Raw genomic sequence first — 14,273 nt, forward strand, 5'->3', positions numbered from 1 at the left:
ATTTCCGGTCGTCCGGCGACAGGCCGCGGGACCGACTGGGGCGCCCCCCGCCAGGTGCGGGGGCGCCCCTGTGTGCGCCTTCCGTGCACGCCCGCCTTCCGTGCGCGCCCGCCCCGGCGCGATGTGTCCCGGTGCGCACGTGCCCGAGGCGCGTGTCCCGGTGCGCGCGTCCCGCCGTCGCGGGACCGGTTGTTCAGCCGGCCAGGCAGGACGGTCCGAGCAGCACCTTCAGGTCGCCGTAGAGCGCCGGGTCGGGCTTCACCCGGTGCCGGTCGAGCCGGAGCACCGTGGTCTTGCGGGGGCCCTGGAGCCTGATCCGCACCTCGGTGTCGCCCCGGTGGTTGCTGAGCACCTCGCCGAGGCGGCTGACCATGGGCGGGGTGACCTTGACGGTGGGGATGGTCAGGATCACGGGGGCGTTGGTGCCCGCCGCCGAGACGTCGGGGACCTGCATCTCCATCGCGACCAGCCGGGGCACGTCCTCGCGCTTGTCGAGGCGGCCCTTGACGAACACGATGGTGTCCTCGACGAGCTGGGTGGACACCAGCTGGTAGGTGGCCGGGAAGAACATGCACTCGATGGAGCCGGCCAGGTCCTCGACGGTGGCGATCGCCCAGGCGTTGCCCTGCTTGGTCATCTTGCGCTGGAGGCCGGAGATGATGCCGCCGACGGTGACGATGGCGCCGTCCGCGTGCTCCCCGCCGGTCAGCTGGGAGATCGAGGCGTCGGCCTTGTCGGACAGCACGTGCTCCAGGCCGAAGAGCGGGTGGTCGGAGACGTAGAGGCCCAGCATCTCGCGCTCCTGCGCCAGCAGGTAGGACTTCTCCCACTCGACGTCGGAGAACTCCACGTCGAGCCCGAAGCCCGGCTCGTCGCTGTCCTCGTCGCCCATGCCGCCGAAGAGGTCGAACTGGCCCTCGGCCTCCTTCCGCTTGACCTGCACCACGTTGTCGATCATCGGTTCGTGGTGGGCGACCAGGCCCTTGCGGGTGTGCCCCATCTCGTCGAAGGCCCCGGCCTTGATCAGCGACTCGACGGTCCGCTTGTTGCAGACCACGGCCTCGACCTTGTCCAGGAAGTCCGGGAAGCTGCTGTACTTCCCCTTCGCCTTGCGGCACCGGATGATCGAGTCGACCACGTTCTGGCCCACATTGCGCACGGCCGTCAGGCCGAAGAGGATCACGTCGTCGCCCTGGGCCGCGAAGTTCGACAGGGACTCGTTCACATTGGGCGGCAGCACCTTGATGCCCATGCGGCGGCACTCGTTGAGGTAGACCGCGGACTTGTCCTTGTCGTCCTTGACCGAGGTCAGCAGCGCCGCCATGTACTCGGCGGGGTAGTTCGCCTTCAGATACGCGGTCCAGTACGTGACCAGGCCGTACGCGGAGGAGTGCGCCTTGTTGAACGCGTATCCGGCGAACGGGACCAGCACGTCCCACAGCGCCTGGATCGCCGCGTCGGAGTAGCCCTTCTTCTTGGCGCCGGCCTGGAAGAGGACGAAGTTCTTCTCCAGCTCCTCGGGCTTCTTCTTGCCCATCACACGGCGCAGGATGTCGGCCTCGCCGAGCGAGTAGCCGGCGACGATCTGGGCGGCCTTCTGCACCTGCTCCTGGTAGACGATCAGGCCGTAGGTCAGGCCGAGGGTCTCCTTGAGCGGCTCCTCCAGCTCCGGGTGGATCGGCGTGATCTCCTGGCGGCCGTTCTTGCGCTCGGCGTAGTTCGTGTGCGAGTTCATGCCCATCGGGCCCGGCCGGTACAGGGCCGAGACGGCGGAGATGTCCTCGAAGTTGTCGGGCTGCATCTGGCGCAGCAGGGAGCGCATCGGGCCGCCGTCGAACTGGAACACGCCGAGCGTGTCGCCGCGGCAGAGCATCTCGTACGTCTTGGGGTCGTCCAGCGGGAGGCCGAGCAGGTCCAGCTTGACGCCCTTGTTGCTCTCCACCATCTTGACGGCGTCGTCCATGATGGTGAGGTTGCGCAGGCCGAGGAAGTCCATCTTCAGCAGGCCGAGCGACTCGCACTGCGGGTAGTCCCACTGCGTGATGGTGACGCCGTCGGTGTGCCTCACCCAGACCGGTGCGTGGTCGACGATCGGCTCGCTGGACATGATGACGCCGGCGGCGTGCACGCCCATCTGCCGGACCAGGCCCTCCACACCCTTCGCGGTGTCGATGACCTTCTTCACGTCCGGTTCGTTCTCGTACATCGCCCGGATCTCGCCCGCCTCGCTGTAGCGCGGGTGCTTGGGGTTGGTGATGCCGTCGAGGTCGATGCCCTTGCCCAGGACGTCGGCGGGCATGGCCTTGGTGAGCCGGTCGCCCATCGCGTACGGGTAGCCGAGGACGCGCGCGGAGTCCTTGATGGCGTTCTTCGCCTTGATCTTGCCGTACGTGCCGATCATGGCGACCTTGTCGGCGCCGTACTTCTCCGTCACGTACCTGATCACCTCGACGCGCCGACGCTCGTCGAAGTCGATGTCGACGTCGGGCATCGAGACGCGCTCGGGGTTGAGGAACCGCTCGAAGATCAGTCCGTGCTCGATCGGGTCGAGGTCGGTGATGCCCATCGCGTACGCCACGATCGAGCCGGCCGCGGAGCCTCGGCCGGGGCCGACCGCGATGCCGTTGTTCTTCGCCCACATGATGAAGTCGGCGACCACGAGGAAGTAGCCCGGAAACCCCATCTGGATGATGACGTCCATCTCGTACTCGGCCTGCTTCTGCCGGTCCTCGGGGACGCCGCCCGGGAAGCGGCGGGCCATGCCGCGCCGTACCTCCTCCTGGAACCAGGTGACCTCGGTGAAGCCCTCCGGGATCTCGAACTTCGGCATCAGGTCGCGCTTCTCGAACATGCCGCTGGTGTCGATCTGCTCGGCGACCAGCAGCGTGTTGCGGCACCCCTCCTGCCAGGCGTCGGAGGAGTCGACGGCGTACATCTCGTCGGTCGTCTTGAGGTAGTAGCCGGTGCCGTCGAAGCGGAAGCGGTCCGGGTCGGAGAGGTTCTTGCCGGTCTGGATGCACAGCAGCGCGTCGTGCGCGGTGGCCTCGTGCGCGTAGGTGTAGTGCGAGTCGTTGGTCACCAGCGGCGGGATGCCGAGCTTCCGGCCGATCTCCAGGAGCCCGTCACGGACCCGGTGCTCGATGTCGATGCCGTGGTCCATCAGCTCCAGGAAGTACTTGCCCTCGCCGAAGATGTCCTTGTAGTCGGAGGCCGCCTGGAGCGCCTCGTCGAACTGGCCCAGCCGCAGCCGGGTCTGCACCTCTCCGGAGGGGCAGCCGGTGGAGGCGATCAGGCCCTCGGACCACTGGGCGATGGTCTCCTTGTCCATGCGCGGCCACTTCTGCAGCCAGCCCTCGGCGTACGCGTCCGAGGACAGCCGGAAGAGGTTGTGCAGGCCCGTGCTGTTCGACGCCCAGATCGTCTTGTGGGTGTAACCACCCGAACCCGAGACGTCGTCGCGCTTCTGGTGCGGCTGTCCCCAGAGGATCTTCCGCTTGTGCTTGCGGGACTCCGGGGCGACGTACGCCTCGATCCCGATGATCGGCGTCACCCCCGCCTTCTTCGCCGAGTGGAAGAAGTCGTACGCCCCGTGCAGGTTGCCGTGGTCCGTCATCGCGATGTGCGACATGCCCATCTCGTTGCACGCCTCGAACATGTCCTTGAGCCGCGCGGCACCGTCCAGCAGCGAGTACTGGGTGTGGACGTGCAGGTGCGTGAAGGGCGGCTTGCTCACGGCGGTGGGCCTCCGAAGTGCAGGCGCGGCGCGTAGCGCCTCGATGAGGGGCGGCGGTCGGGCGACGGGCGGGCGGGCTGCGGGTGACGGGTGGGGACAGCGTGGAAGTCTACGTCTCCCGGAGGGGGAGACGCCGGGCACTCCCGGACCCGGTCGCGCGTTGGAGGTGCTGGGAAAACCGTCCCGTTCGTCCCGGTGCCGTGACCGGCACCGACGCGTCAGGCACCAGGAGGCACCCAGAGATGTCGGAACCGCAGACCGGCGCGGCGCAGCGCGGGGAGCAGATTCTCGAGGTCTTCGACACCGCTTTCGGAGAACTGCTGGCGGCGGACCCCGCCGCCTTCCGGGTGAAGTTCCGCAGGATGGCGGGGTCGGCGTTCGCCTTCTACCGGGGCACGGCGTGCCTGTTCTACCGGGACCTGGAGCGGGAGCGCAACGGCGGCCCGTATCTGGACGAACGGACCGGACGGGTGTGGATCCACGGCGATCTGCACGCGGAGAACTTCGGCACGTACATGGACGCCAACGGCCGGCTGGTCTTCAACGTGAACGACTTCGACGAGGCGTACGTCGGCCCGTTCACCTGGGATCTGAAGCGGTTCGCCGCCTCGGTCGCGCTGCTCGGCTACGCGAAGGCGCTGAGCGACGACCAGATCACGGAGCTGGTCCGGATCTACGCGGCGGCCTACCGGGAGCGGATCCACGCCCTGGCGACGGGCGCGAAGACCGACGAGCTGCCGCCGTTCACGCTGGACACGGCCGAGGGCCCGCTGCTGGCCGCACTGCGCGACGCGCGGTCCCAGACGCGGTTCTCGCTGCTGGACTCGATGACGGAGATCCGGGACTTCGAGCGTCGGTTCGCGGCGGGCGGCGGCGCGATCGACCTGGACGCGGCGACGCGCTACAAGGTACTGGCCGCGTTCGACGGGTATCTGGAGACGCTCCCGGAGTCGAGCCTGGCCCGCCCCGACTCGTACCGGGTGAAGGACGTCGTGGGCCGTCGCGGCATCGGTATCGGTTCGGCCGGGCTGCCGTCGTACAACATCCTGCTGGAGGGCAACAGCGACGCCCTGGAGAACGACGTGGTGATCTATCTCAAGCAGGCGCAGACCCCGGCGGTCTCCCGGCACATCACCGACCCGGCCGTGCGGGGGTACTTCCACCACGAGGGCCATCGCACGGTCATCTCGCAGCGCGCCCTCCAGGCGCACGCCGACCCCTGGCTGGGCTGGACGGAGCTGGACGGCGCCGGGCAGCTGGTGGCCGAGGTGTCGCCGTACGCGGTGGACCTGGACTGGTCGGACATCGACGAGCCGGAGGAGATCGCGGCGGTCGTCGCCGATCTGGGCCGGGCGACGGCGACGATGCACTCCGCGGCGGACGACGAGAGCGGGCACTCGCTGGTGCCGTTCTCCACGGAGCGGGCGATCGACGCGGCGATCGCGGCGGACGAGGAGGGCTTCGCCGAGCTGCTGGTGGACTTCGCCCACGCGTACGGCTCGCGGGCCCGCGCCGACCATCAGATCTTCGTGGACCTCTTCCGCAACGGTCGCATTCCGGGGCTGTAGGCGCCTCGCGAGCCGCAGGCCGCCCACCCCTTCGGGCTCACAGATTCGCATGGGACACTCCTCGACGATGGACATATCCGGGACGCACCTCAGAGTCGTTCGCGCGGCGCTCTTCACAGCGCTCGTCGTGACGCTCTCCACCGCGTCCCACGTGCTGCTCTCCCGGGTGCCGCTGCCGCTGACCGCCGTGGCCGTGCTGGCCGGGGCGGTCTTCGCCGTGGCGTACGCGCTGGCAGGCCGGGAGCGCGGCTTCTGGGCCATCGCCGGGCTGCTGGTCCCGCTGGAGCTGGCCGCCGACACCTTCTTCACCACCGGTCAGCACCTCTGTTACGGCGCGGCGGGCGGCCCGATCGCGGGGCCGCTGCGCTCGGTCGGGGTGGACGTGCTGTGCGGCGGCGACATCGGCGTCGGCGCGTCACCGGCCGGTGACATCGGCGCCCCGCTCGCCTCGGTGACCGGCGCCGGGCACACCGCGGCGGCGCTGCTGGCCTCCCCCGGCCCCGCGGTGCCGTGGCTGCTGCTCGCCGCCCATGTGTCGGTCGGGCTGCTCGCCGCGGCCTGGCTCCGGCGCGGCGAGTCCGCGCTGGTCTCCCTGCTGGGGGCGGCCGCCGCCCTGGCGTTCCGGCCGCTGCTGGTCGCGGTCGCCGTCGTGGGCGCGGCCTGCCGGGCCGTACGCCTCAAGGTGCGCCCCGCCGGGCACGGCCCGCACCCGCTCCTGCACGCCCGCGTGCTCGTGCACTCCGTGGGACGGAGGGGACCACCGCGCTCGGCCCGCGCCATCGCCTGAGCACGTACGTCCCCAAGACCTCACACCACGGAGAGAACAACATGAGCAAGCGCAACAACCAGGCCAACAAGGCGGCGGCCCGCGAGCGTCTGCGCGCCGAGCGCGAGCGGCAGGCGAAGCGGGAGAAGACCCGTCGGCAGGTGGTCGTCGGCCTCTCGATCGTCGCGGTGCTGGCGATCGCCGGCGGCGTCGGCTGGGGTGTCATGGAAATGAACAAGCCGTCCCACTGGGAGGCGGCCAAGGACGAGAAGAACGTCACGGCCCCGAAGAACACCTCGGGCGAGAACGGCACGACCGTCGTGATCGGCAAGTCGACCGCCAAGAAGACGCTGGAGGTGTACGAGGACTCGCGCTGCCCGATCTGCGGCACGTTCGAGCAGACCATCGGCGAGACGGTGCACAAGGACATCGACGCCGGCAAGTACAAGCTCAAGTACGTCGGTGCCACGTTCCTCGACGACGCCACCAACGGCGAGGGCTCGAAGAACGCGCTCAGCGCGCTCGGCGCGGCGCTCGACGTCAGCCCGGAGGCCTTCCTCGACTACAAGTTCGCGCTCTACTCCGCGAAGTTCCACCCGGAGGAGAACGACGACAAGTTCAAGAAGGACTCCTACCTGATCGAGATCGCGAACACGGTCGACGCCCTGAAGGGCAACAAGGAGTTCCAGAAGAACGTCGAGGACGGCACGTTCGACGCCTGGGCGATGAAGATGTCCGAGGCGTTCGACAAGAGCGGCGTGCGGGGCACCCCCACGCTGAAGATGGACGGCAAGCTGATCACCGGGGCGGGCAGCGAGAACGCGCCGATGACGGTGGAGGAGTTCAACACCGCGGTCGACGCCGCGCTGAAGGGCTGAGACCCGCCCGCCGCACCGGAGCCGCGTGTTCCGGGCGGAACGGCTCCTGCCGTATGGCCGATTCCTGACGACTGTTCAGCAACGGGCAGGCGAACTTCCTCCGTTCGCCTGCCCGTTGGGCTTACCGGTCAGTAAGGTCCTGGCCCATGACCTCTCGACACCTTCCGCCGCAGTCGGCCGCCCCCAGTCGCCGCACGGTCGTCAAGGCCGCCGCCACCGCCGCCGCCGTCGCGCTCCCCGTACTCGGCTCCGCCGGCGCCGCGCGCGCCGCCGACGGGCCCGCCTTCCTGCACGGCGTCGCCTCCGGCGACCCGCTCCCCGACGGCATCCTCCTGTGGACCCGCGTCACCCCCACGCCCGACGCCGCGCCCGGTTCCGGCCGCGGTGCCGACACGACGGTGAGCTGGGAGGTCGCCGAGGACAAGGGCTTCTCCCGGATCGTCTCCCGCGGCTCCACCGTCGCGCGGGCCGCCTCCGACCACACCGTCAAGGCCGACATACGCGGGCTGCGCCCGGCCACCACGTACTGGTTCCGTTTCTCGGCGGGCGACGGCTCGGCGGTCCTCTCGCCCACCGGCCGCACCCGCACCGCGCCCGCCGCCGGGGCCACCGTCGCCGGTCTGCGCTTCGGCGTGGTCTCGTGCGCCAACTGGGAGGCCGGTTTCTTCTCCCCGTACCGGCACCTCGCGGCCCGCGCCGACCTCGACGCGGTACTGCACCTGGGTGACTACATCTACGAGTACGCGTCGGGCGTCTACCCGGCCGCGAAGTACGTCGTGCGGCCGCACGAGCCCCGGCACGAGATCCTCACCCCCGCCGACTACCGCACCCGGCACGGTCACTACAAGACGGACGCCGACCTCCAGGCCCTGCACGCCACCCACCCGGTGATCGCGATCTGGGACGACCACGAGATCGCCAACGACACCTGGTCGGGCGGGGCCGAGAACCACACGCCGGACACGGAGGGCTCCTGGGCCGACCGCGCCGCGGGCGCCAGGCAGGCGTACTTCGAGTGGATGCCGGTCCGCCCCGCCACCGAGGGCACCGTCTACCGGCGGCTGCGCTTCGGCGACCTGGCCGACCTGCACCTCCTGGATCTGCGCACCTTCCGCTCGCAGCAGTCGGCGGTGGGCAGCGGCTCGGTCGACGACCCGGCCCGCACGATCACCGGCCGGGCGCAGCTGGACTGGCTGAAGGCGGGCCTGGCCGGTTCGGACGCCGCCTGGAAGCTGGTCGGGACGTCGGTGATGATCTCGCCGGTCGCGTTCGGCTCGCTGCCCGCGCACCTGCTGGAGCCGCTGGCCGAGCTGCTGGGGCTGCCGAAGGAGGGGCTCGCCGTCAACGTCGACCAGTGGGACGGCTACACCAGCGACCGCAAGGAACTGATCACGCATCTGCGGGACCGGTCGATCACCAACACGGTGTTCCTGACCGGCGACATCCACATGGCCTGGGCCAACGACGTGCCGGTGAAGGCGGCCACGTACCCGCTCTCGGCCTCGGCGGCCACCGAGTTCGTGGTGACGTCGGTGACCTCGGACAACCTGGACGACACCCTGCACGTGGCGCCGGGGACCCTCTCGGCGGTCGCGAGCACGGCGGTGAAGGCCGCCAACCGCCATGTGAAGTGGGTGGACATGGACTCGCACGGCTACGGCGTCCTGGATGTGACCGCGGAGCGCTCGCAGATGGACTACTACGTCGTGTCCGACCGTTCGAAGCGGGACGCGACCTCGTCCTGGGCGCGTTCGTACCGGACGCTGAACGGAACGCAGAAGGTCGAACGGGTGAACCAGCCGGTGCGCTGAGGGTTCATTTTCAGCCACCCAGACTCGCGTTGACGAGGCGCTGCCTCACTACGGCGGGTGGTGTGCCTCCATTCACTAATGGGGACACACCGCCCGCCGGGGTAACGCGCGACGTCGCGTCCGCGTCTCAAACCCTGGAACGCGAGGATTCTTTCCTCCCTGTTCCGACCGGTTCGCCCCTCGGTCGATGCGGCTTGATCATCTCTGCTGCCGCCCTGACATGCGCACGTAATCTCCCTGGCGGCGAGGAGGAAGTACCTCCTCCACATATCCGCGAGGAGACCCCGTGCAGGCTCTTGCCCGTATTTCGCCGCGTATGCGCAACCGCGCGCTCGGCACCGCCGTCCTGGCCGGAACCCTGGCCCTGGCACCGCTCTTCGCCGCCCCCGGCTCCGCCTCCGCGAAGGCGTCCACCACCTCCGCCACCTCCGCGACCGCCGCGTCCGCCCAGGAGTGCGCGGACGGCACGGCCACCGACGCCACGGCGCGCAGGGCGCACCCCGAGAAGACCACGAACGCCCACGACCCCAACGAGCTGTCCGCCGCCCAGGCCAAGGCCATGGACGCGCAGCTGCGGCAGAGACTCGCGGACCGCCGGGTCAGCGGCTCCGCGCTCGCCGCGGGCGCCACGATCCCGGTGTACTTCCACGTCATACACTCCGGGACGACCGGCAAGCTGAGCGCGACCGCCATCAACAACCAGCTGAACGTCCTGAACGCCGCCTACAGCGGCCAGGGCACCGGCAACACCGACTCCGGCTTCCGTTTCACGCTGGCCGGCACGGACTACACGGACAACAGCTCCTGGTACGGCGTCTCGCCGGGCTCCTCCGCCGAGAAGTCGATGAAGTCCGCGCTCCGCAAGGGCGGCGCCAACGCCCTCAACGTCTACACCGCCAACCTCGGCGGCGGGCTGCTCGGCTGGGCGACCTTCCCCAGCTCGTACAAGTCCAACCCGTCCGACGACGGCGTCGTCATCCTGAACTCCTCGCTGCCCGGCGGCTCGGCCACCAACTACAACGAGGGCGACACCGCCACCCACGAGGTCGGCCACTGGCTGGGTCTGTACCACACGTTCCAGGGCGGCTGCACCGGCAACGGCGACTACGTCTCCGACACGCCCGCCGAGAAGAGCGCCGCCTCCGGCTGCCCGACCGGGCGGGACACCTGCACCAGCCCGGGTCTGGACCCGGTCCACAACTTCATGGACTACTCGTACGACTCCTGCATGTACCAGTTCACCCCGGGCCAGGTGCAGCGGATGAGCGACAGCTGGCTCGCCTACCGCGCCTGACCAGCCCGGTTCGCCGAGTGTCCGCCGAGGGGCCCGCGCACCGCGCCGGGCCCCTCGCGCGGGCGCCCCCGGCGAGGTCACCCTTCCCGCGCGGTCACAGGGTGGCGAGGAACCCGAACGCGACCTTCCAGGCCAGTTCGGCCGACGCCGCGTCGTGGTCGGGCAGTTCGTGGTCGGTGAAGAGGTGCCCCGCGCCCGGGTAGCGGTATACCTCGACATCGGCACCGGTCCGCTGCATGCGCAGATACCAGGAGTTCAGCCAGTCGTGCGTCTCGAACGGGTCGGGATCGGCGACGTGCAGCTGTACGGGCAGTTCGTCCACCGAGGCGTTCTCGGCGATGTCCGAGGTGCCGTGGAACAGCAGCAGGCCGCGCGCCTTCTCGTCACCGAGCGCCAGCGTCTGCGCGGTGGCCGCCCCCAGGGAGAAACCGGCGTACACCAGGCCCCGGTCGGAGTAGGGCGCGGCGGCCAGCACGGCCCGCCGCAGCAGTTCGTCCTTGCCCAGCTCCTCCTTGAACGCCAAGCCTTCCTCGACGGTGTCGAAGGTGCGTCCCTCGAAGAGATCGGGCACGTGCACCTCGTGCCCGGCGGCGCGCAGCCGGGCCGCCGCCGCGTGCACCGCGGGGCGCAGACCGTACGTCGAGTGGAAAAGCATGATGTCCATGGGGCCATGGTGCCAGTTGCGGCCGTGCCTCGCGTCGCACGGGGCCCGGCCGCGGGGTGCCCGCGCAGCGGTCAGGTCCGGCACCCTGATCACCGGAACAGCGCTCCCGGGCACCGCCGCGCACCGCACCTACCGGACCGCCGCCGCTCCGGTCCGGCGCCGGCGTCACCGCAGGCTGCGCACGTCCAGCTGTCTCAGCACCCGGTCGACCACCTCCGGGTCGTTGCCCGCCTCGTTGCGGGCGGACAGCACCGCGTGGCGCGCGGCGGACATCATCTCGCGCTGGACGCGGTTGACCGCCCTGAAGCGCTCGGCGCGCTGCGCGTACGCCTCGCGGCGCTCCTCGTCGACCATGTCGGGGCTGATCCGGGCCCCCATGTCATACGCCAGCCGCTGCAGCCGCTCGGCGACCTCCTCCGGGAACTCCTCGTCCTCCCGGATCTCCCTGAGCCGCTGCTTCGCGGCCTTGGCGGCACGGATCGCGAGGTCCTTCTCCAGCGCCTCCTCGGCCGCCGTGTCGGCCTTGACATGGAGCCTGCGGACCAGCCACGGCAGGGTGAGCCCCTGGACCACGAGCGTGGCCATGATCACGGCGAAGGCGATGAAGATGATCTCCTCGCGCCCCGGGAAGGGCTGCCCGTCGTCCGTCTTCAGCGGGATCGCGAGCGCCAGGGCCACCGAGGCGACCCCGCGCATTCCGGACCACCACATGACGACGGTCTCCCGCCAGCTGGTGGGGATCTCCTCGCTGACGTCGCGCCGGGTGTGCAGCCGCTTGGCGAGCCAGGTCGCGGGCAGCAGGTAGAGCAGCCGTACACCGACGACGACCGCGACGACGGCCAGGCCCCAGCCGAGCATCTGGAGCTCGCGGCCGTCCGACGTGCCGAAGACGTTGTGGAGTTCGAGGCCGATCAGCCCGAAGGCGACCCCCGTCACGAGGGTGTCGACGATCTCCCAGAAGGAACGGCCGGTGAGCCGGCCGAGCACGTCGTCGGCGTCGGCGGTGCGCTCCGCGAGGAAGAGTGCGGTGGTGAGCACGGCCAGGACGCCCGACCCCATCAGCTCCTCCGCGAGCACGTAGCTCACGAACGGCACCAGCAGGGTGAGTCCTACCTGGAGGGTGGCATCGCCGAGCAGGCCCATGAGCTTGATGGTGAGCCAGCCGAGCGCCAGCCCCACCACCACGGCGACGACCGCGGACAGGATCAGCTGCCCGAACGCCTCGGGGAGCGAGAAGGTGCCGCTCACCGCGGCGGCGATCGCCACGTGGTACAGCACGATCGCGGTCACGTCGTTGAACAGCCCCTCGCCCTCCAGGATGGAGACGAGCCTGCGCGGCAGTCCGACCGAGCCCGCGACGGCCGTCGCGGCGACCGGGTCGGGCGGGGCGACGAGCGCGCCGAGGGCCACGGCGGCGGCGAGGGGCAGTCCGGGGACTATCGCGTTGGCCACGGCGGCGACGGCGGCCGTGGTGACGAAGACCAGTGCCACGGCCAGCAGGAAGATCGGCCGTTTGTTGGCGGCGAACTGCCGCCAGGAGGTGCGCTGCACGGAGGCGTACAGCAGCGGCGGCAGAACCGCCGGCAGGATGATCTCCGGCGGGATGTCCACGTTCGGCACGAAGCTGAGGAACGCCATGCCGACCCCGGCGAGCGTCATCAGCACCGGCGCGGGCAGCCCGAGCCGCTCCCCCAGTGGGACCGTGACCACGGCTCCGAGCAACAGCAGGAGGAGCAGTGCCATTTGGTCCACGAGGTGCCTTCCGGAGCGCGGCGGACCGGCCGTCGTGGCCGGGCGGTCTGGGACTTCAAGCCTGCCACGTACCGGTCGCTACCCGGACAACACCCCCCTTCTCACCCCTGCGGGCACCCCGCCCCGCCGACCGCGGCCCGCGGGGTACCGGCGCTCACCGGCTGCTCACCGGCTCTCGGCCGCGATCTTGTCCAGGGCCCGCTGGAGGTCGTCCGGGTAGTCGCTGGAGAACTCCACCCAGCTGCCGTCGGACGGGTGCTCGAAACCGAGCCGGACGGCGTGCAGCCACTGCCGCGTCAGTCCGAGGCGGTTGGCCATCGTCGGGTCGGCGCCGTAGGTGAGGTCCCCGACGCAGGGGTGGCGGTGGGCGGACATGTGCACCCGGATCTGGTGCGTGCGGCCGGTCTCCAGCTTGATGTCGAGGAGACTGGCGGCCCGGTACGCCTCGATGAGGTCGTAGTGCGTCACGGAGGGCTTGCCGTCGGCGGTGACGGCCCACTTGTAGTCGTGATTGGGGTGGCGCCCGATGGGGGCGTCGATGGTGCCGCTCATCGGGTCCGGGTGGCCCTGCACCAGCGCGTGGTACTTCTTCTCGACGACCCGGTCGCGGAACTGCGCCTTCAGCAGGGTGTAGGCCCGCTCCGACTTGGCCACGACCATCAGGCCGGAGGTGCCGACGTCGAGGCGGTGGACGATGCCCTGGCGCTCGGCCGCGCCGGACGTCGAGATCCGGTACCCGGCCGCGGCCAGCCCGCCGATCACCGTCGTACCGGTCCAGCCGGGGCTCGGGTGGGCGGCGACCCCGACCGGCTTCACGATGACCACGATGTCGTCGTCGTCGTGCACGATCTCCATGCCCTCGACGGGCTCGGCGACGACCTGCACCGGCGCGGGCGCCTGCGGCATCTCCACCTCGAGCCAGGCGCCGCCCCGCACCCGCTCGGACTTCCCGACCACCGCACCGTCCACCTGCACCTTTCCGGCGGCGGCCAGATCGGCGGCCTTGGTGCGGGAGAAACCGAACATCCGGGAGATGGCGGCGTCGACGCGCTCGCCCTCCAGGCCGTCCGGTACGGGCAGGGTGCGGACCTCGGGATACGTACTCACCCGATCGAGTATGCCTTGCGGCGGCCGGTCCTCGTGCACGGTCCCGCCCGGTCCTCGTGCACGGCCCCGTCCGTCCGGCGCCGCCGGTCCCGTGCGCTGTCAGTCCTCGTGCACGGTCCCGTCCGGGTCCAGGCCGCGGAAGGAGAGAAGCACGATCAGGATGCCGCCGCAGACGATCGCGGAGTCGGCGAGGTTGAAGACGGCGAAGTGCTCGACGGAGATGAAGTCCACCACCGCGCCCTCGAAGACGCCGGGGGTACGGAAGAGGCGGTCGGTCAGGTTGCCGAGCGCCCCGCCGAGCAGCAGTCCGAGCGCGATGGCCCACGGCAGGCTGTAGAGCTTGCGCGCCAGCCGGGCGATCACCACGATCACCGTCGCCGCGATGGCGGTGAAGATGATCGTGAACGCCTCGCCGAAGCTGAACGCGGCGCCCGAGTTGCGGATCACCTCGAACTTCAGCCAGTCGCCGATGACCTCGATCGGCTGGTGGTGCTCCAGCCTCGCGACCACCAGCAGCTTGCTGACCAGGTCCAGCAGATAGGCGAAGGCGGCCACGCCGAAGAGCACCGCGATCTTCCGCTTGCCCCTGGCCCGGGGAGTCTCCTCGGCCGGGCTCCCGGTCCCCTCCCCTTCGGTCCCCTCAGCGTCGGGGATGTCCGGCGTACCGATGATGCGCTCCGCCTCTGCCACGTGAGTCCCT

The 14,273-nt window shown here is 70.3% G+C and carries 10 protein-coding genes; 5 read left to right on the forward strand and 5 right to left on the reverse strand.

Translation table 11 applies throughout. The features are described 5' to 3' along the window. Nucleotides 1-193: 193 nt before the first annotated feature. Nucleotides 194-3,733, reverse strand: coding sequence for a DNA polymerase III subunit alpha (gene dnaE / locus ACFYY6_RS08670; RefSeq protein WP_351517400.1), 3,540 nt, complete (start codon nt 3,731-3,733; stop codon nt 194-196). Between the two features lie 242 nt (nt 3,734-3,975). Here dnaE and ACFYY6_RS08675 point away from each other — a divergent pair, with 242 nt between their 5' ends. The 5 genes from ACFYY6_RS08675 to ACFYY6_RS08695 all read left to right on the forward strand — a co-directional run bounded on the left by ACFYY6_RS08675 (nt 3,976) and on the right by ACFYY6_RS08695 (nt 10,050). Next, on the forward strand, nt 3,976-5,301 hold the full coding sequence (locus ACFYY6_RS08675; RefSeq protein WP_351517399.1) for a DUF2252 domain-containing protein: 1,326 nt from the start codon (nt 3,976-3,978) through the stop codon (nt 5,299-5,301). Between the two features lie 67 nt (nt 5,302-5,368). Then, entirely contained in the window at nt 5,369-6,088 is a 720-nt protein-coding gene (locus tag ACFYY6_RS08680; RefSeq protein ID WP_351517397.1) for a hypothetical protein, read from the forward strand. Nucleotides 6,089-6,129: 41 nt separating this feature from the next. Further along, nucleotides 6,130-6,945 carry a DsbA family protein gene (locus tag ACFYY6_RS08685; protein ID WP_351517395.1) on the forward strand — a complete coding sequence of 272 codons (816 nt, stop codon included), beginning with the start codon at nt 6,130-6,132 and terminating at the stop codon, nt 6,943-6,945. 146 nt (nt 6,946-7,091) lie between these two features. Further along, on the forward strand, nt 7,092-8,756 hold the full coding sequence (locus ACFYY6_RS08690) for an alkaline phosphatase D family protein (RefSeq protein WP_389192284.1): 1,665 nt from the start codon (nt 7,092-7,094) through the stop codon (nt 8,754-8,756). Nucleotides 8,757-9,072: 316 nt separating this feature from the next. Then, nucleotides 9,073-10,050, forward strand: coding sequence for a zinc metalloprotease (locus ACFYY6_RS08695; RefSeq protein ID WP_351517393.1), 978 nt, complete (start codon nt 9,073-9,075; stop codon nt 10,048-10,050). A gap of 94 nt (nt 10,051-10,144) precedes the next feature. Here the strand turns inward: ACFYY6_RS08695 and ACFYY6_RS08700 are convergent, their stop codons facing one another. The 4 genes from ACFYY6_RS08700 to lspA all read right to left on the reverse strand — a co-directional run bounded on the left by ACFYY6_RS08700 (nt 10,145) and on the right by lspA (nt 14,263). Next, nucleotides 10,145-10,714 (reverse strand): dienelactone hydrolase family protein, encoded by a 570-nt coding sequence (locus tag ACFYY6_RS08700; protein ID WP_351517392.1) that lies wholly within the window; start codon nt 10,712-10,714, stop codon nt 10,145-10,147. Nucleotides 10,715-10,879: 165 nt separating this feature from the next. After that, nucleotides 10,880-12,466 (reverse strand): Na+/H+ antiporter, encoded by a 1,587-nt coding sequence (locus tag ACFYY6_RS08705; RefSeq protein WP_351623588.1) that lies wholly within the window; start codon nt 12,464-12,466, stop codon nt 10,880-10,882. 165 nt (nt 12,467-12,631) lie between these two features. After that, nucleotides 12,632-13,573, reverse strand: a complete 942-nt coding sequence (locus tag ACFYY6_RS08710) for an RluA family pseudouridine synthase (protein ID WP_351517388.1) — start codon at nt 13,571-13,573, stop codon at nt 12,632-12,634. A gap of 99 nt (nt 13,574-13,672) precedes the next feature. After that, the gene (gene lspA / locus ACFYY6_RS08715) at nt 13,673-14,263 is read right to left on the reverse strand and encodes a signal peptidase II (RefSeq protein WP_351517387.1); all 591 of its coding nucleotides are present in this window, start codon (nt 14,261-14,263) and stop codon (nt 13,673-13,675) included. Between the last annotated feature and the right edge of the window lie 10 nt (nt 14,264-14,273).

The organism is Streptomyces sp. NPDC001750, from assembly GCF_042892615.1.
In the GTDB taxonomy this organism is placed as follows: domain Bacteria; phylum Actinomycetota; class Actinomycetes; order Streptomycetales; family Streptomycetaceae; genus Streptomyces.

What these genes read in the sequence shown, in the direction of transcription:
- ACFYY6_RS08675 (WP_351517399.1), top strand. Translation starts at nt 3,976, where the DNA reads ATGTCGGAACCGCAGACCGGCGCGGCGCAGCGCGGGGAGCAGATTCTC.
- ACFYY6_RS08680 (WP_351517397.1), top strand. Translation starts at nt 5,369, where the DNA reads ATGGACATATCCGGGACGCACCTCAGAGTCGTTCGCGCGGCGCTCTTC.
- ACFYY6_RS08685 (WP_351517395.1), top strand. Translation starts at nt 6,130, where the DNA reads ATGAGCAAGCGCAACAACCAGGCCAACAAGGCGGCGGCCCGCGAGCGT.
- ACFYY6_RS08690 (WP_389192284.1), top strand. Translation starts at nt 7,092, where the DNA reads ATGACCTCTCGACACCTTCCGCCGCAGTCGGCCGCCCCCAGTCGCCGC.
- ACFYY6_RS08695 (WP_351517393.1), top strand. Translation starts at nt 9,073, where the DNA reads ATGCGCAACCGCGCGCTCGGCACCGCCGTCCTGGCCGGAACCCTGGCC.
- ACFYY6_RS08700 (WP_351517392.1), bottom strand. Translation starts at nt 10,714, where the DNA reads ATGGACATCATGCTTTTCCACTCGACGTACGGTCTGCGCCCCGCGGTG.